Origin of the sequence: Anthropogastromicrobium aceti (assembly GCF_020687335.1) — a bacterium.
Classification (GTDB): Bacteria; Bacillota; Clostridia; order Lachnospirales; family Lachnospiraceae; genus Anthropogastromicrobium; species Anthropogastromicrobium aceti.
The window spans coordinates 111,431-135,629 of record NZ_JAJEQN010000001.1 but is presented as its reverse complement, the minus strand read 5'-3'; the positions used below and the strand labels follow the sequence as shown (position 1 = coordinate 135,629).

17 protein-coding genes are annotated in these 24,199 nt (G+C 41.8%); 16 read left to right on the top strand and 1 reads right to left on the bottom strand.

The genetic code is table 11. The features are described from left to right. Nucleotides 1-6 precede the first annotated feature (6 nt). From LKD48_RS00525 to LKD48_RS00495, 7 genes are all read left to right on the top strand, one after another. Nucleotides 7-3,705, top strand: coding sequence for a tubulin-like doman-containing protein (locus LKD48_RS00525; RefSeq protein WP_308730826.1), 3,699 nt, complete (start codon nucleotides 7-9; stop codon nucleotides 3,703-3,705). Nucleotides 3,706-3,738: 33 nt separating this feature from the next. Next, nucleotides 3,739-5,850, top strand: a complete 2,112-nt coding sequence (locus tag LKD48_RS00520) for a hypothetical protein (RefSeq protein WP_308730825.1) — start codon at nucleotides 3,739-3,741, stop codon at nucleotides 5,848-5,850. Then, complete coding sequence (locus LKD48_RS00515; RefSeq protein ID WP_308730824.1) at nucleotides 5,847-8,141, top strand: hypothetical protein; 2,295 nt, start codon at nucleotides 5,847-5,849, stop codon at nucleotides 8,139-8,141. Before LKD48_RS00520 ends, LKD48_RS00515 begins: the two co-directional genes overlap by 4 nt. Nucleotides 8,142-8,354: 213 nt before the next feature. Next, nucleotides 8,355-8,888, top strand: coding sequence for a nitroreductase (locus tag LKD48_RS00510; protein ID WP_118613907.1), 534 nt, complete (start codon nucleotides 8,355-8,357; stop codon nucleotides 8,886-8,888). Nucleotides 8,889-8,987: 99 nt separating this feature from the next. Then, nucleotides 8,988-9,608, top strand: a complete 621-nt coding sequence (locus LKD48_RS00505; RefSeq protein ID WP_262538037.1) for a TetR/AcrR family transcriptional regulator C-terminal domain-containing protein — start codon at nucleotides 8,988-8,990, stop codon at nucleotides 9,606-9,608. 184 nt (nucleotides 9,609-9,792) lie between these two features. After that, a complete protein-coding gene (locus LKD48_RS00500; protein ID WP_308730823.1) occupies nucleotides 9,793-11,139 on the top strand; it encodes a radical SAM/SPASM domain-containing protein in 1,347 nt (448 codons plus the stop codon). 220 nt (nucleotides 11,140-11,359) lie between these two features. Continuing rightward, complete coding sequence (locus tag LKD48_RS00495) at nucleotides 11,360-12,496, top strand: cysteine desulfurase family protein (protein ID WP_308730822.1); 1,137 nt, start codon at nucleotides 11,360-11,362, stop codon at nucleotides 12,494-12,496. A 41-nt stretch (nucleotides 12,497-12,537) separates the two neighbouring features. Here the strand turns inward: LKD48_RS00495 and LKD48_RS00490 are convergent, their stop codons facing one another. Next, nucleotides 12,538-13,740 carry a glycoside hydrolase family 88 protein gene (locus LKD48_RS00490; protein WP_308730821.1) on the bottom strand — a complete coding sequence of 401 codons (1,203 nt, stop codon included), beginning with the start codon at nucleotides 13,738-13,740 and terminating at the stop codon, nucleotides 12,538-12,540. A 455-nt stretch (nucleotides 13,741-14,195) separates the two neighbouring features. Between LKD48_RS00490 and LKD48_RS00485 the strand changes: the two genes are divergently transcribed. The 9 genes from LKD48_RS00485 to LKD48_RS00445 all read left to right on the top strand — a co-directional run bounded on the left by LKD48_RS00485 (nucleotide 14,196) and on the right by LKD48_RS00445 (nucleotide 24,196). Then, on the top strand, nucleotides 14,196-14,462 hold the full coding sequence (locus LKD48_RS00485) for a CD3324 family protein (RefSeq protein ID WP_308730820.1): 267 nt from the start codon (nucleotides 14,196-14,198) through the stop codon (nucleotides 14,460-14,462). Between the two features lie 85 nt (nucleotides 14,463-14,547). Then, nucleotides 14,548-15,837 (top strand): MATE family efflux transporter, encoded by a 1,290-nt coding sequence (locus tag LKD48_RS00480; RefSeq protein ID WP_308730819.1) that lies wholly within the window; start codon nucleotides 14,548-14,550, stop codon nucleotides 15,835-15,837. A gap of 222 nt (nucleotides 15,838-16,059) precedes the next feature. After that, nucleotides 16,060-17,514 carry a nicotinate phosphoribosyltransferase gene (locus LKD48_RS00475; RefSeq protein ID WP_308730818.1) on the top strand — a complete coding sequence of 485 codons (1,455 nt, stop codon included), beginning with the start codon at nucleotides 16,060-16,062 and terminating at the stop codon, nucleotides 17,512-17,514. Nucleotides 17,515-17,585: 71 nt separating this feature from the next. Further along, nucleotides 17,586-18,227: a nicotinate-nicotinamide nucleotide adenylyltransferase gene (locus LKD48_RS00470; RefSeq protein ID WP_308730817.1), complete on the top strand. Its 642-nt coding sequence runs from the start codon at nucleotides 17,586-17,588 to the stop codon at nucleotides 18,225-18,227. A gap of 47 nt (nucleotides 18,228-18,274) precedes the next feature. Beyond that, the gene (locus LKD48_RS00465; RefSeq protein ID WP_308730816.1) at nucleotides 18,275-20,215 is read left to right on the top strand and encodes an NAD(+) synthase; all 1,941 of its coding nucleotides are present in this window, start codon (nucleotides 18,275-18,277) and stop codon (nucleotides 20,213-20,215) included. Nucleotides 20,216-20,458: 243 nt separating this feature from the next. Next, nucleotides 20,459-21,208, top strand: a complete 750-nt coding sequence (locus tag LKD48_RS00460; RefSeq protein WP_308730858.1) for a nucleotide-binding protein — start codon at nucleotides 20,459-20,461, stop codon at nucleotides 21,206-21,208. 48 nt (nucleotides 21,209-21,256) lie between these two features. Continuing rightward, the gene (locus LKD48_RS00455) at nucleotides 21,257-22,399 is read left to right on the top strand and encodes an ABC transporter substrate-binding protein (protein WP_308730815.1); all 1,143 of its coding nucleotides are present in this window, start codon (nucleotides 21,257-21,259) and stop codon (nucleotides 22,397-22,399) included. Further along, nucleotides 22,399-23,430, top strand: coding sequence for a FecCD family ABC transporter permease (locus LKD48_RS00450; RefSeq protein ID WP_308730814.1), 1,032 nt, complete (start codon nucleotides 22,399-22,401; stop codon nucleotides 23,428-23,430). The genes LKD48_RS00455 and LKD48_RS00450 overlap by 1 nt, the downstream gene beginning before the upstream one ends. Continuing rightward, nucleotides 23,420-24,196, top strand: a complete 777-nt coding sequence (locus LKD48_RS00445; RefSeq protein ID WP_308730813.1) for an ABC transporter ATP-binding protein — start codon at nucleotides 23,420-23,422, stop codon at nucleotides 24,194-24,196. Before LKD48_RS00450 ends, LKD48_RS00445 begins: the two co-directional genes overlap by 11 nt. Nucleotides 24,197-24,199: the final 3 nt, after the last annotated feature.

Sequence of the window (24,199 nt, the reverse complement as noted above, 5' to 3'; positions counted from 1 at the left end):
AAAGGTATGGGTATTGGTATGGATGCATATGAGCAGATGGGAAGAGAGCTTTTTGAAAAAAGTCAGGGTGCACCGATATTGCTGATTGGTATGGGCGGTGTCGGAGGACGAATTGTGGCACAGATAGATAAAATGCTGGCAAAGGATTCACCAAGGCGCGATAAGGTGGCGATTCTTGCAATTGACACAAATGTAAAGGATCTTCGAAAGCTGCGTGAGCAGGGAATAGAGACAATTCAGATCAGCGATGAGCGTCTGGTTCGTCAATATTTGAAGGATCATCCGCAGTATATGAGTTGGTTTCCGAATAACATTTTTTTGAATAACAGAGGAATGCTTGAGGGAGCCGGACAGATCCGTGCAATTTCAAGACTCGCTGCGCTAGCAGCAGAGGAAGAAGGAAAGTTTCGCCCGATTGAAGAGGCAGTCAGAAAAATTGCAGCTGTCACGGGAAGTGGATTAAAGGAAAATATCATGACGATGGTTGTCGGATCAATATGCGGCGGTACAGGAGCAGGCATGTTTATCCAGATCCCATTTTATGTCAAAAAAATCATTCAAAAGGTGCTTGCAATTCCAAATGTGATGGTTAGAGGCATGTTTTTGGGACCTGATATTATGGCTCCCATTCAGCCGGGAGATTTAAATCGTCAGGCTGTATATGTTAATGCATATGCCTGCCTAAAAGAATTAAATGCGTTTTATTTATTGCAGAGACGTGATGCTTCATCGTCACTTCTTCGCATGGAATATTATGATTACGGAGAAAATGAGGATCTTGAGGCAGAGGTGATGGAGTCGCGCCAGATGTATCAGGCAATTGCAAAGGATCTTTCGTCAAAGGGCGTGGCTGTATTAGATGAAGAAATACCAGAGGAGGTACAGGAGGAATATCTAAAGCGAAACGGAACTATTCCATATGATCATCTGTTTTTATTTGACAGCAGCTTTAATGGCGGCACGATTGGACAAAAGCAGTTGGCAGAGGTAGAGCGCATGATTGCGTCCATGGCATATGTGCATCTGCTTACAGATGTAGGAGAAAATGCGCTGTCTGTTGAGGATAATTTTATTCTTTCCACGATTGGAAGCAATGGTATGGCTCGCTTTGGAAGCGCAGGTCTTTGCAAGATTATTTATCCAGGTGAGCAGATCATGCAGTATTGCTCAATGAGATGGATTACAGAGCTTGTTGATTCTTATTGGATGCGTATTGATAAGCGCTTTGAAGAAGAACTTATTCTGGCAAGGGAAGAACAGGCAATGAATCCGCGTATTCAGCTGCCTGGAATTATCGAGCGTTATCAGGAGATTTTTTTGGAGGAGACATCAGGAGAACATGCAAGTATGGCATCCTTATATGCTCAGGTTTTCATGCAGAGTGATGATGGAACAGATTTTTCGCTTGCAGACCGCTTTTTGGAGCAGATTGAGGAGATGATAGAGGATGCGACTTCAAAGGAAAGTCTGCAGCGCCTTGGAGAATCCTGTATGGATATTTCTATTGATCAATGGATTCAGTCACCGGAAGCAGCAAGACAGGGAGTAGCAACAAATAAGCAGTCAATTAGAAATTATAGGGCTGCTGTCATGAAGGTTATTGATGATACGAAATATTCACTTCCAAATCAAATGATTCCGGCAACGCTTAGCGCAATGATTCAGATGAGTGACCGTGACAGCTGTATTTCTCAGATTCTTGGACGTGTACATCCGATTGCGGCTCGTTATCTTTTGTATGCGATTTTAGAGCAGACTGCAGCACGGGCAAGAGAGGCAAATGAGGATTGCTTTGGACTTGAACTTGATCTGATCAGCAAGGCAGATTATGATATAAGCGGCAAAAATCCAGGGCTTCCGATAGAGGCTATTCTTGGAAAAAGGATGAATCGCAAACAAATGCGTCAGGTACTTGAGGTGTATGAGGATGCATCTGGAAGAACAGCTGCAAATTTGACTGCATATTTGTCGGCACAGCTGCGCGCAAATGTTTATGAGACGCTGCAAAAACGTCTTGAAAAGCTGTGTGATCTGTACAGACGTTTTTTCAATGTATTAGAAAGCTCTACGGAGGATCTTAGAAGACAGATTCGTGAACTCAAAACGATGGGAAGACAGTCATCTGTAGGAGAACAATATATTTGCTGCAGTGAATCGTGCCTGGAAACATTATATGAAAGATTTGCTCTTATGTGTCAGAATACAGGCGCCGAGCTTCCGCAGGAGTCGGCAAGAATGATTCTTCGAAATATTTACGGAGAGATGGAGCTGGAATTAAAGAAAAACAATATGGAAGACCGCCGCAGAGAGGATATGGCTTATAATAACCGCATGAGGACGATATTTAATCAGGCGGTGGCAGAGGTGATGCAGCAAAAAGCGCGTGAGCAGGCTTCTTCAGTAGTGGAAATAAGTATATATGATGCATTTGCACTTGAGATGCAGACAGAGCTTGGCATTGTGCGTGAGCATGATCGTGATCGTTATGATGCAATGCTAGATGCATGGATTAAAAGCAAGGTATCAGCTGCCATGACAATGGCGCAGCCTTGGATCGGCATATGCAATACAGTGGGTGCGACGACTATGTCTGTTTATCTTGCAATGCATCCTGACAATGCTGTTAGAATGGATAATACACCATCTGTCGAGGCGACAGCAGCACGTTATTTAAAAGAACGAACAACACCACAGGGTCATGCAGTTACTGTGCTGATCCATGATAATTTCCGCCAGAATGAATTGATTTGCTATAAGGCACGCTACAACTTGCTTATTGAAAATCTTGATAAATTCAAACGGGAAGGAGAGGCGCATCGCTACTATGAGCAGCGAATCAACCGTATTGGTCAGTTGCCAGGTACGTCAAGAGAGTCAGAGATCATTACTGTAATCAATCCTCATTTAAATAAATATTGGTGCGAGGAGGGCTTTCTTCCAAGTATTTATCCATCGCAGCGAATTGTGGATGAAAAAAATAACATGCGAGCCTTTTTCTATGCACTAACACTTGAAAAACCTTGCTGTGTGCGTTTGAAAAATACTAAGGGAAAAATATCATGGTGGTTTCTTCGTGGTATGGATACGATTCGCGTCAAGGCAGCAGGTGTCCCAATTGGAAGCTCTTATGCAGATCTGTATGAAGCGATGAAATTTAACAGGGATATGAAATATACACTTTTATATTATGGAAAAAATCATTTGCATCGTATAAAGGCTCAAAGCATGCAGGATCAGCTAGAGCAGGAAATTTACACGCAGCCGATAATTGCCGATATGATTCAGCAGGAGAAAGAGCCAGACGATGAAAACATGCTTGATATTTTTGAAAAGATGTCAAGAAGTATGGAAAGTGCACAGTTTAATCGTTTGTTAGAGGGATTGGCACAGTTTATTCGTGAGTATTGTGAGTATATGTTTGATAAGGACGAGGTCAAGGTAATATACGCATGCCGAAATATAAGAAATGCTATTGCAACATTCTCAAAGCTTTATCAAAGAAGCAAACAGGAAAAGCTTACATACAGAGAAGAACATTTATTGTCAGTTTTCCTTGAGCTTTATGAAGAAGATGACATGGCAGATTCAAATGCAGGATTAAGCAAAGTCCTTTATGATACTGATGATCCGGATGCAGAAGCTGCAGTCGCAAAAGATGAGCCAGGTGAGAAAATTTTTACAGATGATTATGATGATCTTGCCTAAACAAAGGCAGCGCTATAGTAAGGGGGTGAAAAAATGCTGTATGTGGTGAATGTGGAAGCGTGTATTCATCAGGAAAATTATGGTATTTTTTTCTATGAGCCTGCAGCAAAGCAAAAGATAGAGCTGTTTGAGGCAAAATGGACATTTGAGTCACTGACAGATGTATTTTCACAAATTGCAGCGCATATAAACCGCCGCGAGTTTGAAGATAATGATTATCAGGTCATCGTATGTGTAAGAAAACATAAAAGAGCATCAAGACATCAGATGAATGCTCAGCTTATATGGCATGACACAACACTATATGCAAAGACACTCACAGCAAGAGCACTTGAGCAGTCTGGTATGACATCTGTACTGACTTCATCGTATACAAGAAAAATAAAAATTGTTTTTCAGTCTGAGCAGGAATATTTTGGAAGTGCACAGCAGATAAGCAGCTGGGAGGAGGAACAGGAAGGTCTTAGATCCTTTTTAGTAAGTCTGCAGGCTGCTTGTGAGGCGATACAAAATGATCAGAGTGATCATGAAGATATGTCTGGTGAGAAAAATTCATATGTCATGGTAGACAGCTTTGGACTGCCATCAGTGCTTACTCCTAAGGAGTGGGAGAATACTCTTTTTCAGGCGCTTAATGTTGCAGTGCTTAACGCAAAGAGGGAATCTTCACAGACATGGCTTCAAAGAAGGATTCTTTCTGTAATAGAGGAAGAAAAGTTGCTTGACGAGAAAATGAGAATGCCAGAGGAGGAACTTCCACAGATTGATAATATAGATTCGCTAGATGAAATATCAGATGACAATTATGGCGAATATATAAGCCATCGTCTTAGAAGTGTAATCGAAGGAAGTCAGATAGGGCGTGTATGTGAAGTTATTTATTGGTCGGTTGCAGCAAATAGCAGCCAGGCGAGTACACTTGCTATGTTTGGGCTTGTGGAGCTTTTGTGTATGCAAAAAGAAATCACACAAGAAAGCATACAGCGTTATTTGACACATGGAGATCCTCGTGCAGCCAAACAATTGCAGGAACACTTTTTGGATGTTCTGGATGGATACCGATATCAGCTTAGAAAAAAACGTCAGCAGATCATACGTGAAATTCAGGCAGAGCATGCAGACTTATATGCATCAAATGACCAAGAAACATCTTTTGAGCAGGAACAAAGGATTCGTATAGAACCTTTGATGGTTCCAAGTGCACCGCAGGAATATCAGGAGCATTTAAAAAATGTAAAGATGCAGCTTGACATCTGTGAGCTTTCTTTAAAAGAAGGAAAGAAAAGTGAGATGAAGGAGCGTATAGAGCAGGCCTCTGATATTCTTTTTAAGACAACAGATGGTTTAGAGGATGAGCTTGTGGCATATCAAAAGGCGGCAGCGAAGACACTTTATCGGGAGATAGAGCAGTCTGCTTCAATTGGTTTTGAATCAGTATCATCAGTAAATAAGCTAAGCGAAGCATCTATTCAAACAAAAAAAATACAGAAGCAAAAGACAGAAGCATCTGCAAAGGAAATGATCACAAAATGGAAGCAAGATATGCAGTTTCTTGTGCACTGCGCAAAGCTTACAGGATTCTTGCCATCATTTTTGTATCTGTGCGGCTGCATGGCATTTGCTGCAGGTGTCTATTTTCCAGTCCATAAGGGCGAAGGCGTACAGTCTGTGTATGCAGGTCTTTGCGCTATGGCTGTTATCATTATTTTTCTGGCGGTGGGCAGTTTTAATATTTCTGGCTATTTTATGAAGGAGATTCGTAAGAGCTATGCACATTTGCAAAACCAGATAGAGCAAGTTTTGAAGGCGTATCAATTTAGAGCACAGGATTATGAAAATTGTCTGAATGAATGGCTGTGTGAATTTAATAAGCAGCAGTTTAAGAATGATCAGGCACAAAAAAATCAAGGCAAAAATGAGCAGATATCAGCGCGTGCATGGCATCTTGCGAACATCAAGCGCATTTTAGATTTGCTGGATTCATTTGGGTTTGAGCAGAATAATCATGTGACTGTACAAACAGAAGATGCAGCGATTGCATCACGCATTGTGCAGCCAATGGATTATAGTCAAAAAGAGCTTGGAAACGAATGCTATTGGCCAGTTTGGACAGAAAATGAGATTGAAAGGGGGCAAGGAAGGTGAAAGAAATTGTGACGATTATTTTTGCTTTATTATTTCTGGCACTTGATTTGTCTCTGATTGTTTCAGTAAAGAGGCTCATAAAGGCAGGAAGCAAGATTCAGGGAGCAGCGGCAGCTGTCTGCTATGGAATTTTTGGTGTTGTGGCTGTATTTGCGTGCGGAATTGGAAGCGAAGGCATGTATCAGTCAATGAAAAAGACAGCATTGTTTTCTTATATAAAAACAAATTTTTTGTCTGGAAGCAATCCGCAGGTTTTATACTTTCTTTTTTATATACTGATGATTAATTTTGCAGTATGCATTGCTGGTCTTTTGATTTGGTGGTTTATTTTACTTATGAGCAAATTGACATGCGTGCAAAATGCAGCCATATATATCAAAGAAAAAATGAGAAAACGTCCATTTACAACTATACTTGGTAAATGGATCTGGAATCTTAGCAGTGCGATGCTCGTTTTATTTTTTATTCAAATTGTGTGCGGACTGATTGCAGTGTATGTGAAAATTCCAGAGTTTTCTTATATAAGAAAAACACAGTGGTTATACGGCTTTTTTAGGCTTACGTTTTTGATTAGTCTTGTAATGGCTGGTGTTGGCAGAGCACTTAGCTATGATGTCAAATGGTCACTTGAACAGGGAGCACCACAAGAGTCAGCAACACAAAAAGCTGAAAAAAAGCAAGCATCGTATGAGCGATTGCTTTTGGGTGTTAATCTGAGGGTGGCATCTAGAAGTGATTTGAAAATGGTGCTTCCAGATTATCTGTATGAATGCTTTCAAAGACGCCACAGAGTAGTCTTTCTATGCAGAGGAAAAGAAGAAAAATTGCATTGGCAGATGACTTTAACTGATATGCTTACAGGACGATTTGGTGAAATTTGCTTGATTAGAATTGGTGAATCAATACACTTGAAGAATCGCGAAGATATTGATATACTTGTGGCAGATGCGGATGAATTTTTACATACAAATTTACAGCAAATTTGGCCGCAGTGGTTTTTTCAGGTTGGATTCGTCATTTTGTCTGATTCACATCGTTTTCTGGCAGATACGACACAGGCAGATGCTTTTTTTGCTCTTTGGAGACAGATGGCTAGTCAGGATTTTTCACAAAGGAGCAGCAAATCTTCGATTCAGTATTTATTTTTAGACTGTACAATGAGCGCACAGGAAAAAGAAGCACTTGTTTATTATGCAGGAGGCGATGTTGAAGATCAAGCTGACTGGGAAAAAGAAGCATCTAATGAGGAAAGCAGAGAATTAGTTCCATGGCTTGTTGTATCACAGGCAGGTCTTTACAGAAGATTACTTCTTTTAATGAAGGCAGAAAATGGGGTGCCTGAGAGTTGGCTTATCAGACAAAAAAAGCGCTTTGGTATGGAGCATGCATCAACAGAGGAGTTTCTAAAAAACGTATTGTCAGCTGTTCTTCCAGACTATCCGGTGCAAAACATCTATGATATCTTTTCATTTGAGGAGGAGCCAGCCTGGCCGCATGGCAAATGGAAAGTTCGCTTAAGCGATGCAGCAGCAGAGGCAATTTTGACAAGGAGAGACACAGAGAAAAAGCTTATCAGCACTCGACCAGAAATGATTCGCCTGCCGGATATGGTCTATGAAATGGAAGATGTGGCGCCGCTTGGAAGCAAGCTTGAGCAAAACAATTGGCGTATGCAGCTTTGTGAGGCAAAGATAAAACGAACATGCAGGGGTGTTTATTTTCTTGCAGAAACAAGGAGTCTTTCTGATTATGATCATATGATACATGAGGAATATGAAGAAAAATCAGTATTTAGACAGCCTGATCAGTACGAGACAGTTTTTTTGCAGCTTACAATTATGTGCAGTGAGAGTTCAGAGAAAAAACAGCTTGCGCAGTTATTGGCATCAGTTTGCAATGAAGTGTTATCGACCATCTTTCCTTATAATAAAGGGCAAATTACGGCATGTTATCGTGATGAGGATTCTTCTTTGGGAATTGTTCCTTTTATCAGACATAGTCAGACAACGGAAAATATGTACCAGGATGCGTTTGTGATTGATCTTATCGAAAATCAGAGTGAGGAAGGACTTGCCGCCGCACTTTATAAAAACAGCGGTCTGCTTTTTATGCTTTGCAGGGAATGGCTAAGACGCGCCGTAAATGATCCAAAGTCAAGTGAGGCCGCGCTTGTAGATTATATTATGAAAATACAGCAAACACAGCTAATGCTTCCAGCCGCATCTGAAAGTGCAGGACAGCTTGCAGGATTAGCGAAGCTTCTCTTGGGACTTTTGAGCGAGCAAACATGATTGTCACCTGCCAGTCAAGCGGATATTCGCAATCCGCTTCGCTACTTGCTCATAACCAAATAACTGCTTCGCAGTTTATCAGGAGGGGCTTGTACCCCTCCTGATACAAGCAAGTCCCCACCTACTGCTTATTGCTCTTCGCAATTGAAGCAGGGGACTTCCTTGATTTGTTAAAATGGCGATGAACAGCTAGAAAATTAGGAGGAAAACAAAATGAGTGGAGAAAAAAATCAGGTATTAGAGAACATGAAAACAAGAAGAAGTATCCGCAAATATAAGCCGGATATGGTTCCGAAGGAAATTATTGAGAAGATTGCAGAGGCTGGAACATACGCTGCAACTGGCATGGGCAAGCAGTCTCCAATCATTATTGCCGTTACAAACAAAGAACTTAGAGATCGTCTTTCCAAAATGAATGCACAGGTTATGGGATCAAACAGCGATCCATTTTACGGTGCACCAGTAGTTTTAATCGTTCTGGCAAATAAAAATTATGGCACTTATGTTTACGATGGAAGCCTTGTCATGGGTAATCTGATGTTAGCCGCACATGAGCTAGGCATAGCAAGCTGCTGGATCCACCGTGCAAAAGAAGAATTTGAAAGCCCAGAAGGAAAGCAGATCTTAAAAGATTTAGGCATTACAGGTGATTATGAAGGCATCGGTCATTGTATTTTAGGTTATGCTGACTGTGAAGAGCCAACAGCTGCACCGAGAAAAGAAAACTATGTGATTTTTGCGGAGTAAGCGCAAAAGTGTTTATAGGAATTTAACTTGCCTCTTTTCGAAAATGGCGGTATACTTGCTATATGAAGCGATTTACCGCTTTTTGGAAAGGGGTTTTTCATGGCTATAGCGACAAAAAAACTTCTGGCGGACGGTTTAAAAGAGCTGCTGGAGAAAAAAACATTAGATAAAATCACAGTAAAAGAGCTGGTGGCTACCTGCGGTGTAAATCGCCAGACCTTTTATTATAACTTTCAGGATATTTATGAATTATTGGAATGGATTTTTGTGGAAGAAGGAAAGCGCGTCAGAAAAGAAACAGCAGAAAAGAAAAATTGGCAGGATAGGCTTCATGCTGTAATTGATGAACTGAATAAGGAAGATAATAGACGTCTTATTTTGAATGCATTTTATTCTGTAAACCCTATGCAGATTGACCGTTTTATGCAAAATTATTTTCGGCCGGCTGTAGAAGAAATTCTTACTGAATATATTCAGGATGTGGATATTTCTGAGGAAAACCGCGAATTTATGATTCGCATGTATGATTTGTTCTGGGTGGATCTTGTGATGCGATGGATTCAGACAGGCATGGAGATTAGTGAGATGACAGGTGATATTGAAAAGATCATGTATGTCATGACGGGCTCTAGCCAGTACATAGCACAAAGTTTGAAGGCATTTGAAAACAAGGATCGTAAGGCATTGCGACCGGCAGGAGAAAAAAATAAAAAAAATTAGCTAGACAAAACAGGCACTTTGTTTAAATTTAAACAGAGTGCTTTTTTTTGTCTATTCCTTTTATTTCCAACAATAGGTACAATAAAGTCAATTCAAAGGCAATAGCATTTATACAAAAGATGCAGCCACGAAGGATTACAGTTCACAAAATACGAATTGCAATCAAGAGATGGGAGGAATCGATATGTTTGGACAGGAATTAAAGAAAATGGGTATTGCCACTGCATACCGTTATATTGAGAAGAATCCAAAGGATAATTTAAGGAAGCTTATGACCTGGGTGGACCGCATTGCAGGAGAAGGTCCAGATAGCTTTGAGGAGCAAAGAAAGGTAATATGGGATATTTTAGATCATCCAGAATCAAATATGTATCAGCTGATCATGCGTGTCATTGAAGAGGTTGATCCAGAGGTTGTGAAGACAGTATTTTCAAACTTCTTCTTAAATGCAGCTATTCTTGGATGGCCAAAACAGGAGAAGTTAAGAGCTGAATATAATTGCAATATTCCGTGGGCTATTCTTCTTGACCCGACATCTGCTTGTAATCTGCATTGTACAGGATGCTGGGCTGCTGAGTACGGCAATAAATTAAATCTTACATTTGATGAGATTGACAGCATTATTGAACAGGGAAAAGAGCTTGGCATTTACTTCTATATTTATACCGGCGGTGAGCCGCTTGTCAGAAAGAATGATCTGATTGCACTGTGTAAGAAGCATTCTGATTGTATTTTCCTTTCATTTACAAACGCAACGCTGATTGATGAGGCTTTTGCTGATGATATGCTTCGCGTAAAGAATTTTGTTCCAGCAATCAGTGTAGAAGGTGATATGGCAGCACATGACGGCAGACGAGGAAAAGGCTCCTACGAGAAGGTAGAAAAGGCAATGAAGCTGTTAAAGGAGAAGAAGCTTCCATTTGGTGTTTCATGCTGTTATACAAGTGCAAACTGCGACAGTATCAGCAGTGATGAGTTTTATGATTGGCTTGTTGATAAAGGTGTATTATTTGCATGGTATTTCCACTATATGCCAGTTGGAAATGATGCAGTAACGCAGCTTATGCCGACACCAGCTCAGAGAGAGATGATGTATGACCGTGTTCGTTATTGCAGACGTACAAAGCCGCTCTTTGCAATCGACTTCCAGAATGATGGCGAGTATGTTGGAGGATGTGTAGCTGGAGGACGCCGTTATCTGCATATCAATGCAAATGGTGATGTAGATCCTTGTGTATTTATTCATTACTCTGACAGCAACATTCGTGAGAAGACACTTCTTGAGTGTCTGCAGTCTCCGTTATTTATGGCATATCATGAGAATCAGCCATTTAACGAAAATCATCTTCGCCCATGTCCAATGCTTGAGAATCCGCAGAAATTACGCGAGATGGTAGCAAAGACACAGGCAAAATCAACTGATATGCAAAGCCCAGAGAGTGCAGAGCATCTTTGCAGCAAGTGCGATGAGTATGCAAAGAACTGGACTCCATCAGCAGAGAAGTTGTGGAATGAGTCACATAAAGAATAAGTAATAGGCAGCCTGAAATTTAACAAAGGGCTTTTCATGAACTTAGAATCCTTCCTGATGAAGATACTATGTATTTGTATTTGGTATCTTATGTCAGGGAGGATTTTGCATTGTAAATTTTGCAAGAAAAATGAATTGACAGCCGCTTATTGTAAGGGTAAGCTAATACTGATAGGCGAATCATTGAAATGAGGTTCGTACAGAAAGGAAGCAGTGGTTTATGATTTATGCGGATCATGCGGCAACAACAAAGATGAGCGAGACGGCAAAGTTGGCGATGCTGTCTGCAATAGAAGAAAATTGGTACAATCCGTCAAGCTTATATACACCGGGACAGCAGGCATCTGGTGTGCTGATGGATGCGCGCGTAAGAATTTCACGTTGTTTAGGATGTCTTCCAAAGGAAATTTATTTTACTTCAGGCGGAAGCGAGGCTGATAATCAGGCAATTTTATCGGCAGCAGCGATTGGAAAGAGACAGGGCAAGATGCATATCATCTCAACTGCATTCGAGCATCATGCTGTTTTGCATACATTAAAAAAATTAGAAAAAGAAGGATTTGAAATCACTCTTCTTGATGTGGGAGAGTCTGGAATCGTAGACCCAAATCAGCTTGAAAAGGCAATTCGACCAGACACGGCACTTGTGACTATTATGTATGCAAACAATGAGATAGGAACTATTCAGCCAATTGGTGAGATCGGAGCAGTGTGCAGACAAAATGGTGTGCTGTTTCACACCGATGCGGTACAGGCAGCAGGTCATCTTCCTATTAATGTAAAAGAAGATCAGATTGATATGCTGTCTTTATCGGCCCATAAATTTAACGGTCCAAAGGGAATCGGAGTGTTGTACGCAAAAACAGGTGTATTTTTGACCAATCTGATCGAAGGTGGCGAACAGGAGAGAGGAAAGCGAGCTGGAACCGAAAATTTGCCTGCAATTGTGGGAATGGCAGCGGCATTAGAGGAAGCTTGTGCACTTCAAAAAGAGCGCTCCATCTATGTGACAAAGCTTCGCGACCAGCTGATAGCAGGACTAAAGAAAATTTCAGGTGCGCTATTAAACGGAGACGAAATAAGACGCCTTCCAGGAAATGTAAACTTCTGCTTTCTGGATACCGAGGCAGAGGGGCTATTACTATTACTTGACAATAAAGGAATTTGTGCTTCTTCAGGTTCAGCGTGTACATCGGGCTTTTTAGATCCAAGCCATGTGCTTCTTGCAATTGGACGAGATCCACAGACAGCAAGAGGATCCCTTCGCTTGACACTTGACTATGAAAACACACCAGAAGAGGTAGAGACAATCATCGAGGCAGTCACTGACACAGTTCGCATTTTGAGAGGGTGCTAAGTATATCAAAAAAGGGCGGTCCAATCTGGGCCGCCTTTCTCTCATAAATATAACATCTCTGAATACGCCATAATAAAAGGACCACTTCCTTTGCCCTCATCTGGCAGATAATATTCTGGAATCTCATAATTATTGGTATTGTTTGCACTTGCCTTTAAGTAAATATCTTCCAGTACATTGTCGTGAAGCTTAGTATTTACAATTGCGTTAAATGCTTTGATAGCAGGTTCGCGGTAGGACTCGTTAAGCCAACCCTTTCTTACACCCTTTAACAGCATGTAAATCATCATTGCAGTACCACTGACCTCAAGACGATTTGTCTCGGTGACAGGCTGATCCGCTAAATTTGCCCACAGACCAGATTCATCCTGATACTTTAACATGCCATCAGCAAAGAGCTTTAATGCAGCTTTTCTTTCTTCCAGATAGCATTCTGGTAGCACTTCCATCACATCAACCATTGCCATTGCATACCAGCCCATTGCGCGGGTCCAGTGGTACGCGCATACATCCTCACGGCTGTTGCATGCATGATAATACATTCCATTAGGAGCAAGCATAACATCAGCAACCCAGTTCAAGCGCTCATTGATAATAGTAAGCTGCTTTGTATCGCCAATTTTTGCAGCATAGTGAGCCAAAAACGGCTGCAGCATATAGATACCATCGAGCCATACCTTATACTTAGGTGGCTGTCCGCCAGCCCAGCAGTGCCAGTAATTCTCACCAAGAGCTTCTTCTGTATATTTTTCAACTATAACATCACCCTTTGAATTGACGTGCTTTGGATCAGTCAGATCGCGGTAGAGTTCAGCCATAACCTCAGCGTAAGCTGGATTTTCATCAAAAGCCTTCATGACTAGCGCAGCGGTCTTATAGCAGTCAGCACCGTGGTGATCTACATATCCTGCAAGGCTGCGGTTTAAATGATGTACTCCATTTTCATCAGTCACAAGCATTGCATTCAAATATTCTAATACATAATTCTTATATTCAGCACCCTCATCTGGTAGTGCCTCGTATGTATCATATAGACCTTCCATCACAACACCATTGTAATAGCTCCAGTCAAACAGATATGGTTTGACAGAAGGAGTACGCTTCTCATTATCCCATGAAAAAAACTTGTGCTCATCAGAAACGACTTCCTTTGGAATGTTGCATGAAGAGTTTATAGTAAGCGCATCCACATAATTTTTTGCCTTTAAAATAGAGGCTTGAATATCAGCAGTTAAATTGCTCATAGTAATTCTCCAATCTTAGTAAGTTTCATGTAAACTCAGTATACCATGGAAAGCATTGATTGGAAAGAAGAATTTGGTCCGGCGACGAAACCATTGCACCTTAGGGCTTTTGTAAAATGTAACAGTTCAATGAGCAAAGATATTTCTTAAAAGAAATAAGGTCTGGTAATAAAAAAGAAAATATGGTATAATGACACAGATAACGTTGAAGGGTCAAGCCAACAACACGAACAAGACCAAAAAACGAAAAAGAGCGAAAAGGAGGATTGCATTATGTTAATTATAAAGAAACGAACGGTGGCGTTTGAAGTGGAAGCAAAGGATTGGTGCGACGCATAGCAGTGGCTAATGCAAAAAGACAATTGTGAGAAAATTGTTTTGTATAGCCATTGCTTTCCGGTGAATAGTACCGCACGGAAAGCCGCTGCAGCCGCAGCGCAGAATGAGAGGAAGGCATGAGCTATAGAAAGGCAGAGGAGATCCTGCCAAGAGAATTAATCGAGGTGATTCAGCAGTACGTGGACGGAGAAAATATTTATATTCCGAGAAAGCTGGAGCATCGAAAGGGCTGGGGCGAGCGCACACAGGCAAGACAGGAGCTGGATGCGCGCAACAGTGCCATTTGCAGGGAGCATAGAGAGGGCGAAAGTGTCCCGCGATTATCCCAGAAATATTATCTTACAGAAAAGAGTATACAGCGGATTATCCGCCAGTATCGATAACAATAAGAATGAGGGCTGCCGAAAGGTAGCCCCCATCTTTTGAAAAAAATAGCTTTGAATTTACTTTTAACAGGAGGAAGATTTTGTGAAACAAAAACGCTTATACCAGTATATCGCGCCAAATATATTGGCAATGGTAGGAATATCATGCTACATTTTAGCAGATACTTTTTTTATTGCAACAGCACAGGGTACAAATGGTATTACTGCACTAAATCTGGCACTGCCAATTTATGGTATTATTTTTGCGATTGGTTCCATGATTGGAACAGGTTCTGCTATTCGTTACGCATTGGCAAAGGCGACTGGTCAGCAGGAGGCAAAAAAATATTTTTCAAATGCATTGATATGGGATGTGATTGTTAGTGTAATTTTTATCGCTGCAGGACTGTTTTTTCCAGGACAAGTTATGCGAGTGATGGGTGCTGATACAGTAATTGAATCAATTGGTATGCCATATACCCGTATAGTATTATGCTTTACACCATTTTTCATGATGAATTATGCATTTACTGCATTTGTGAGAAATGATAATGCCCCGCATATTGCTATGGCAGCAACGCTTCTTAGCAGTTTGTTTAATATTGTGTTTGACTATGTATTTATGTTTCCGCTTGGAATGGGTATGACAGGTGCAGCTCTTGCAACAGCAGTTTCACCAATTGTAAGTATTTTGATTTGTATGGTGCACTATCTGTCACCAAAAAGTAGCGTATCATTTCATTTTATGGTGCCATCTGTAAGAATGCTTATCTCATCCTGCAGTCTTGGCGTAGTTGCCTTTGTCGGAGAGATTGCAAGTGCAGTTACAACGATGGTCTTTAATTTTGTCCTTCTGGGACTTGATGGAAATACAGCAGTTGCTGCTTACGGTGTAATTGCCAATACAGCACTTGTAGGTACAGCTATTTTCAACGGTGTTTCCCAGGGACTTCAGCCTCTTGCAAGTGAGGCGCATGCGAGTGGAGAAGAACATGAAAAGCATCAGATTCTTGTAAAAAGTATAGTAACAGGAATTGTTCTTGCAATTGTTCTTATCGCAGGAGTATGGTTTTTTGCAGCAGATATAACAAGTGCCTTTAACAGTGAACAATCTGCACAGCTAGCAGCTTATGCTATTCCAGGAATACGTATTTATTTTATTGGATTTTTTGCAGCCGGAATCAATATCATTTGTGCAGGCTTTTTAAGTGCTACTGATCATGCAAAAGAGTCTTCAATCGTAGCAATCAGCAGAGGAATAATTGCAATCATTATTTTCGCACTAGTACTTCCGACATTTCTTGGCATCACAGGTGTATGGATGGCATTTCCAGCAGCAGAGGCTGTCACATTGCTTCTTGCTATATTTATGACAAAAAGAATATCTAAATAGATGTTTAGCCCGAAGGTGAATGGATTTCATGAAACCATTACACCTAAGGGCTTTCGTTACATTACGCATGAACAGTAACATTTTATTTGCTTTTTATGAGCAAATCACAGCAAAAAACCTTGACGTTCTTTTCAATCACAGGTATCATAGGGTGTTAAGGGAATGGTAATGATATTTCCTGAAATAGCCAAAAAGAAAGAATGATGGAAGGCGCGAAAGAAAATGACACAGTTTGAATCAAGAAATATAACAATGATGATGGATCTGTATGAAATGACAATGGCATACGGATACTTCAAGGAAAATGATACAGAGAAGAAGGTCGCATTTGATGTATTTTACCGTAAGAACCCAGATGGTGGCGGATTTTCTATTTTTGCCGGACTTGAGCAGGTGATCGAGTATCTGGAAAATATGCATTTTGATGATGTGGATGTTGAATACTTCCGTTCATTAAATCTGTTTGATGAGGCTTTTCTTACTTATTTAAAGAATTTCCGCTTCCATGGAGATGTTTATGCATTTGAAGAGGGAACGATCATGTATCCAAATGAGCCAGTTGTAACAGTTGTTGCACCGTTAATTGAGGCACAGCTTGTTGAGACTGCAATTTTGGCCCAGATCAATCATCAGAGTCTTATTGCTACAAAGGCAAGAAGAATCGTAAAGGCAGCGGCAGGACGCGGTGTATCTGATTTTGGTGCAAGACGTGCACACAACATGGATGCAGCGATCTACGGTGCTCGTGCTTCCTACATTGGTGGTGTAAATGGTACTGCAACAGTTAGCGCAGGCCAGATGTTTGGTATTCCGGTTGGCGGAACTCATGCACACAGCTGGGTAATGGAACACAGCGATGAGCTGACAGCTTTTAGAAGTTATGCAAAGGTATTCCCAAATAATTGTACACTTCTTGTTGACACATATGATGTTTTAAAGTCTGGCGTTCCGAATGCAATCAAGGTATTTCAGGAGATGAAGGATGCAGGAATCCCGCTGACACGTTATGGCATTCGTCTTGACAGCGGCGACCTTGCATATCTGTCCAGAAAGGCAAGAAAGATGCTTGACAAGGCAGGCTTTACCGATGCAAAGATCGTTGTATCAAACAGCTTAGATGAATATACAATCACTTCTATTCTTTCTCAGGGCGGCTGCATCGATAGCTTTGGTGTTGGTGAGCGCATGATTACAGCAAAGACTGATCCTGTTTTTGGCGCTGTTTATAAGATCTGCGCAGTTGAGGAAAATGGTAAATTTGCACCGAGAATTAAGGTTTCTGAGACAGTTGAAAAGATCACTAATCCGGGACTAAAGAGTGTATATCGTGTATATGATGAGGAAGGTCATGCAGTGGCAGATCTGATTACTGGTTTTGACGAGAAAGTTGATTTTAGCACACCGTATCGCTACGTAGATCCTGAGAAGCCATGGAAGAATCGAAGCTATGAGAATTGCACTGCAAAGCCACTTCTTCATAAGGTAATTGAGGGTGGAAAGCGCCTGACAAAGACAAAGACGCTTCAGGAACTTCAGGCTTATGTAAAGAAACAGCTTGACAATGAGATCTGGGAAGAGGAGCAGCGTTTCGAGAATCCGCATAAGCATTACATTGATATGAGCCCGGATTACTACGAGATGAAGATGAGCATGCTTCACAATATCAGAACTGTATAAGCTTGCTTTGCAACAGAGTAATTCGTAAGTATCGTAATAACAGATAGCGAAACAGAAGGGAGCAAAAGTCGGTGAAAAAATTTGCAATCATTGGCGGGTCTTTTAACCCGGTAACAAAGGCTCATGTAGAGATCGGACAGATCGCGAGTAAAGAACTGCCAGGTTGGCAGATTTTATATATCCCGGCACCAGATCACTTTTTGACATCATGGAAGTCGATGGAGAAAAAAGAGATCCTGTCGGGAAAAAAGCGACTTTTGCTGCTAGAAAAAGCAGTAAAGCCACATGGATTTTTGTGTGAGGACAGCGAGGTATTTGGAAAGACAAGCGCAAGAACCTATGATACGATGCAGTATTTAAGAGATCGTTATGGACAGGAGACTGAGCTTGTCTATGTCTGTGGTACCGATAAGCTTTCAGAGCTTTCAACTTGGTATAATCCAGAAGGAATTTTTACACTTTCTAAGATTTTGGTGATTCCAAGAGATGGAGATGAGCCTGAGAAAATGATTGAAGAAATTCCATTTTTAAGTGAGCGTCGCGATCGAATTTTGGTTAGTCATGAGCCGAGAATCTATCCAGATTTTAGTGCGACAAAAGTGCGTGACAGTTTAAAATCAGGTGATGGAAAGTGGAGAGAGTTTGTGCCAGATGAGATTGTGTCGGACTTAGAAAAGATTTCTGCATCTGAGCAGGACACATCAATCGTGTGACAATCAAACTGGGAACGAAAAATGAAAAGAAATAGAGAGGTGTACAAATGGCATTGAGTAAGAGCGGCTATATAAAAGCAGTGGCAGTTCATATGAAAACGTCGCTGGGAAGACCAATGGAGAATGCAAAGGAGATTGTAAGGCAGGTAAAGCAGTATGAGGCGAAAAATCCAGACCTTATTGTGTTTGGCGAGCTTTCAATAAGTGGTTACAGCTGTGGTGACCTGTTTTTGCAGTCCTTTATGGATGAACAGTGCAGAATGGCAATCACGTATCTATGTGATAATCTGCCGCAGTCAGATACACTTATTGCAGTTGGAGCCCCGCTTAGAAAGGACGGCATGCTGTTTAATACCGCGCTGATTTTTAAAGGCAATGAGCTGCTTGGTATTGTGCCGAAGACATTTGTACCTAATTATAAGGAGTTCTACGAAAAGAGATGGTTTGCAGGAGCAGATCAGCGTTTTTCAGATACGATTAGCTATGATGAAATTTTCTATGATGAAGGCGCTTCACTGAATGGTGAACGAACATTCCCATTCACACCGAATCTTATTATTGAGGGACGAAATGGTATGCGCCTTGCATGCGAGATATGTGAAGATCTGTGGGTTAATATTCCACCGAGTTCATTTCATGCATCAGCAGGAGCAAATGTGATTGCAAATCTGTCAGCATCAAATGATGTTGTAACGAAACCAGAGTATCGCAGAGATTTAGTTCGCATGCAGTCCGGTACTAATATGTGTGCTTATGTATATTGTTCTTCGGGAAGTGGCGAGAGTACAACTGATCTGATTTTCTCAGGTCATAATATTATTGCAGCAAATGGAACAATTCTGGCGGACAGCAACAAAGAAGCGACAGAGGCACTTATTGATCTGGAGCGAATTAATAACGACCGAATAAAGAATAACAGTATTTCCTATGCTGCAGCAAGATATTCGCAGATGGCATCAAATGGAAAAGGTTATGTAAGACTCCATACGCAGACAAGCAGCGTAGCACATTGGCCAGAATCATTAAATCCATATCCATTTGTTCCATCAGAGGCAGAGCGTGCCGGAAGATGCAAAGAGATCATGCGCCTTCAGGCGACAGGTCTTGCAGAGCGTCTGACAAAGATTGGCATCCGCAAGTGTGTAATAGGTGTATCAGGTGGTCTTGACTCAACACTGGCTCTCCTTGTCATTAAAGAAGCATATGATATGCTTGGCTGGCCGCTTACAGATATCATCGGAATTACCATGCCGGGTTTTGGAACAACTGATCTTACAAAGACTAATTCATGGAAATTAATGGAGCAGCTTGGCATTACTATTCGTATGATCAACATTACAGATGCATGTCTGCAGCACTTTGAAGATATCGGTCACAAACGCGATAGCTATGATGTCACATATGAGAACACGCAGGCAAGAGAGCGTACCCAGATTTTGATGGACATCGCAAACAAAGAGGGCGGTATCGTAGTTGGAACAGGTGATATGTCTGAGTTGGCTCTTGGCTGGTGTACTTATAATGGTGATCATATGTCTATGTATGCAGTAAATGTCAGCGTACCGAAGACACTTGTTAAATATCTGGTGCGCGCTTATGCTGAGCTTCATCCAGCTGTCCATGATACGCTCGAATCTATCTGTGACACAATCATCAGTCCAGAACTTCTGCCGCCAGATGCCGAGGGAAACATTGCCCAGTCAACCGAGGCAACGATTGGAAAGTACGATCTGCATGATTTCTTCTTGTATCACTTTGTCAGAAATGGCTTCACAAAAGAGAAGATTCAAAAGCTTGCAGAGATAGCATTTGCACAGAAGAACGTGACAAAAGAGGAGATTAGATCAACACTCGATAACTTCTTTAGACGTTTCTATGCGCAGCAGTTCAAGCGCTCCTGTCTGCCAGATGGTCCTAAGGTCGGTACTGTATCATTATCACCGCGCGGAGACTGGAGAATGCCATCCGATGCGAAAAATCCGTATTGATTTGGATCAAACCAGATTCTAAATTGGTCCTCATAAACGGTTTTATCTGTTTTACAAGCTTGGATTTATTTTATTGTGCAAAGAATAGAAAATAATTAGATAAAAGCAACTTTGGTTATATAAAACTAACTAAAGTTGCTTTTTTGCGTTTTCTGTGCTTGACAGGATTTGGAAAGATATGATATAGTATCTTCTACTGTTAGGAATAACTAACCAAAGGGAGGCATAATGAACACAGAGAATATCAGAAAGATTGCGATCTATGGCAAGGGCGGTATTGGAAAGTCAACAACGACATCGAATTTATCTGCTGCACTTGCAAAGAAGGGCTATCGTGTCATGCAGATTGGATGTGACCCAAAGGCAGATTCAACCAAAAATCTGATGGGTGGAAAGCGCATTCCGACTGTTCTTGAGCAAATTAAGGCAAAAGGGGAAGAGCTTACCCTGAATGATATTGTATTTGAAGGTTTTGGCGGTGTGCTGTGTGTAGAGTCAGGTGGACCGACACCAGGAGTTGGCTGTGCAGGAAGAGGCATTATTTCCGCATTTGAAAAGTTAGAGGAGCTTGAGGCATTTGAAACCTACAAGCCGGATATTGTCATTTACGATGTATTAGGAGATGTTGTATGCGGTGGCTTTGCGATGCCGATTCGAGGTGGCTATGCAAAGGACGTGTATGTGGTCTCATCTGGCGAGATGATGTCTCTATATGCGGCAAACAACATTGCCAGTGCGATTCGGAATTTTGGAAAGCGTGGCTATGCACGGCTTCGCGGACTGGTTTTAAATGCAAAAAACATTGAAAATGAGCGAGAGATTGTCGAAAAGGCAGTTCAAGAGATTGGAACTCAGATAGTCTGTTATGTGCCGCGTTCTTCTGAAATTCAGGAGGCAGAGAATCAGGGAGGAACCGTATTTGAGTTTCTGACCGACTCGGTTATGCAGGGCGTTTACAATGAGCTTGCAGACCGAATTCTTGCAGATGCATGACAAGATAAGTAGCAAATTGCAGCCTACGGGCAGAAAGGAAAAAAGAAAATGAAGAATACAAAGTTTCAGGCAGTAATTATGGCAGGAGCAATGGCAGCAAGCGCACTTAGCTCAGTAAGTGTATTTGCAGAGCAGACAACCTCCGAGGCAGAAACTGAGAGTGTAGTGGAGAGCAAGGAGGAGAGCACAGAAGGTAAGTTTGTCTTAGAGTATCCAGAGGATATGCAGGAGCTTGGTTATACTGATCCGATCGTATTAGATGAGGTTCCGGAGCGTGTCGTTTCTTTGTCAACAGCACCAGTTTTGGCACTGTATGAGTTAGGTGTCAACTTAGTTGGTATTCCAAACAGCATGGTTGTGACTTGGCCGGAGGATTTAAAGGAGAGCACTGAAACAGTTTCCTTCTCTGTGATGAGCCCAGACGACTTTGATTATGAGAGCGTTGTTGATTTAGATCCAGATCTGGTTTTGCTTGCCTACAATGGTGCCGACACAGCAGGAAAGACATTAGAGTCTCTTGGCATTCCGGTTTACTATCTGTATGCTGGTCACACAGTTCCATATGAGTCTATTGTTGGTCAGACCAATGCACTGATTGATGCGTTTGCTGTAGACGAGGAGTCTAAGGAAGCAGGCGAAAAGATTCAGGCTCGTTTTGAGGCACTTGATAAGAATGTAGAGGCTGCAAAGGAAGCATTTGAGGGCAAGAGTGTAATGGTACTTCAGTCTAGCGGAGATGCACACTATATTCAGACTGAGAACGGAACACTTGGCAGCATGGCGAAGATGATTGGTTTTGAGAATGTTTATACAAATGATCAGTCTTCCATGGTACAGTTAGACTATGAGCAGGCACTTGACTATGATCCAGATATCGTAATGTGCGTAGGTGCAGAAGATGCAGAGGGTCACAAGGAGCTGATGGAGACTGCATTTGCACAGAATCCAGAGTATTGGAACAGCATTCCGGCAATCGCAGAGGGAAGAGTTTTGTATCTTCCAGTATCCTATGTGTCAACAGCAGGAATCAATGTAGTTGATTGCATCAATGAACTGATTGGAACTGTTGCAGATTTTTACGGTATTGAGGTTGAGACAATCTCTGTCGATGAAGATGCATCTGAGGAAGGGACAAGTGAGGCTGTTTCAGAGGATGCAGAGGAATCTACTTCTGAAGCTGAGACAAAGTAATGGGAAAAAGTAAGAGCAATAAAAATAATAAAAGCGGCAATCAGCTGTTAAGAACAGGTGTTGTTTGGGCAATTCTTCTTGCCAGTTTGGCTGCCGTGTTTCTTTTAAGTATTGCGATAGGAAGCTCTGGCTATCCGCTTCCAGAGGTCCTTCGGGGCCTCTGGGATGAGAATGCCGGAAAGATTCGCATCATTGTCTTCAATCTTCGACTGCCAAGAGCTGTGCTTGCCATTATGGTGGGCGCGTGTCTTTCAGCGGCAGGCGCACTTCTTCAGGCAGTTATGAGAAATCCACTTGCAGATCCAGGAACAATCGGTGTGTCAGCTGGTGCAGGAGCAGCGGCAATCACAATTCTACTTCTGTTTCCGAGTCTCACCTACTCGGTTCCACTGTTTGCATTTGGTGGTGCGGCACTTGCCTGTGTGCTAATTTATCTGCTTGCATGGAAGGATGGCGTAGATCCAGTCAGAATTATTTTGTCTGGTGTTGCAGTCAACTCAGTTTTAGGCGGATATAATTCATTTTTACAGTTGCAAAATAGCGATAATTTGAGCGGTGTTTTATCCTTTATGAATGGAAGCTTTTCCGGTGGAAACTGGACTCAGGTGCGTGTGATGGCACTGTATGCTGTGGTTGGCCTTGTGCTTGCTTGTCTTTGTATTCGAAATGCAAATGCGCTTCAGCTTGGCGATGAGATGGCAAAAAATTTGGGTATTCGCGTCAATTTGAGCCGAATTGCACTTTCAGGTGTCTCTGCATTTTTGGCAGCAGCGACAGTTTCTGAAGTTGGAATGATCGGCTTTGTCGGTCTGGTGGCGCCTCATATTGCGAGAATGTTAGTCGGATCAGACTACAAGGTATTGCTTCCAACCAGTATCTTAAGTGGAAGTGTGATGGTATTGCTTGCTGATACGGTGGGAAGAAGCATCTGGCCGGGAACTGAGATTCCAGTTGGTGTCATGATGAGTGTATTTGGAGGCCCGTTCTTCTTATACATGCTTAGAAAGAGAGGTAGTTTCAATGGAGCTTGAGGCAAGCGGATTGCAAATCGGATACGGAGATCATGTGATTGTCAATCAGATGGATGTGTCAATTGCAAGAAACAAAATCACGACGATCATTGGACCAAATGGCTCTGGAAAGTCGACATTGTTAAAGGCACTGACAAGACTGATCCGTTATCAGAAGGGAAGTGTCATTTTGGATGGCTGTGACATTCAGACGATGAAGCCAAAGTCACTTGCCAAAAAACTTGGCGTGTTGCCCCAGATCCATACAGCTCCGTCTGACTTTCGTGTAAAAGAGCTTGTCGGCTATGGGCGAATGCCACACCAGAAATTGATGTCAGGAAAGAGCAAGGAGGATGAGGAAGTCATTCGCTGGGCAATGGAAGTGACTGGTACTTGGAAATTTCGTGACAAGTCCATTTATGAAATTTCAGGTGGTGAGACGCAGCGTGTATGGATTGCAACCGTGTTGGCACAAAAGCCAGAGATTATGTTTTTGGATGAACCGACAACCTATCTGGACATTTCCCATCAGCTAGAGACGATGAATTTGGTAAAAAAACTCAATCGTGAGACAGGAATCGGCGTTGTCATGGTGCTTCACGATTTGGCACAGGCGATGGACGTCAGTGATCATGTGATTGTGATTCGAAATGGAGAAAAATATGGCGAAGGCGCGCCGCAGGATGTGATCACATCAAAGATGATGAAGGATGTCTATCAGGTAGAATGTGAGATTTTGCATGTGGCAGGACGAGAAAAACCGTTACTTGCCTATGCCGCGATTTAAAAG

Coding starts and splice junctions, on each gene's coding strand:
- LKD48_RS00525 (WP_308730826.1), top strand. CDS start 7: ATGGGTATTGGTATGGATGCATATGAGCAGATGGGAAGAGAGCTTTTT.
- LKD48_RS00520 (WP_308730825.1), top strand. CDS start 3,739: ATGCTGTATGTGGTGAATGTGGAAGCGTGTATTCATCAGGAAAATTAT.
- LKD48_RS00510 (WP_118613907.1), top strand. CDS start 8,355: ATGAGTGGAGAAAAAAATCAGGTATTAGAGAACATGAAAACAAGAAGA.
- LKD48_RS00505 (WP_262538037.1), top strand. CDS start 8,988: ATGGCTATAGCGACAAAAAAACTTCTGGCGGACGGTTTAAAAGAGCTG.
- LKD48_RS00500 (WP_308730823.1), top strand. CDS start 9,793: ATGTTTGGACAGGAATTAAAGAAAATGGGTATTGCCACTGCATACCGT.
- LKD48_RS00495 (WP_308730822.1), top strand. CDS start 11,360: ATGATTTATGCGGATCATGCGGCAACAACAAAGATGAGCGAGACGGCA.
- LKD48_RS00490 (WP_308730821.1), bottom strand. CDS start 13,740: ATGAGCAATTTAACTGCTGATATTCAAGCCTCTATTTTAAAGGCAAAA.
- LKD48_RS00485 (WP_308730820.1), top strand. CDS start 14,196: ATGAGCTATAGAAAGGCAGAGGAGATCCTGCCAAGAGAATTAATCGAG.
- LKD48_RS00475 (WP_308730818.1), top strand. CDS start 16,060: ATGACACAGTTTGAATCAAGAAATATAACAATGATGATGGATCTGTAT.
- LKD48_RS00465 (WP_308730816.1), top strand. CDS start 18,275: ATGGCATTGAGTAAGAGCGGCTATATAAAAGCAGTGGCAGTTCATATG.
- LKD48_RS00455 (WP_308730815.1), top strand. CDS start 21,257: ATGAAGAATACAAAGTTTCAGGCAGTAATTATGGCAGGAGCAATGGCA.
- LKD48_RS00450 (WP_308730814.1), top strand. CDS start 22,399: ATGGGAAAAAGTAAGAGCAATAAAAATAATAAAAGCGGCAATCAGCTG.
- LKD48_RS00445 (WP_308730813.1), top strand. CDS start 23,420: ATGGAGCTTGAGGCAAGCGGATTGCAAATCGGATACGGAGATCATGTG.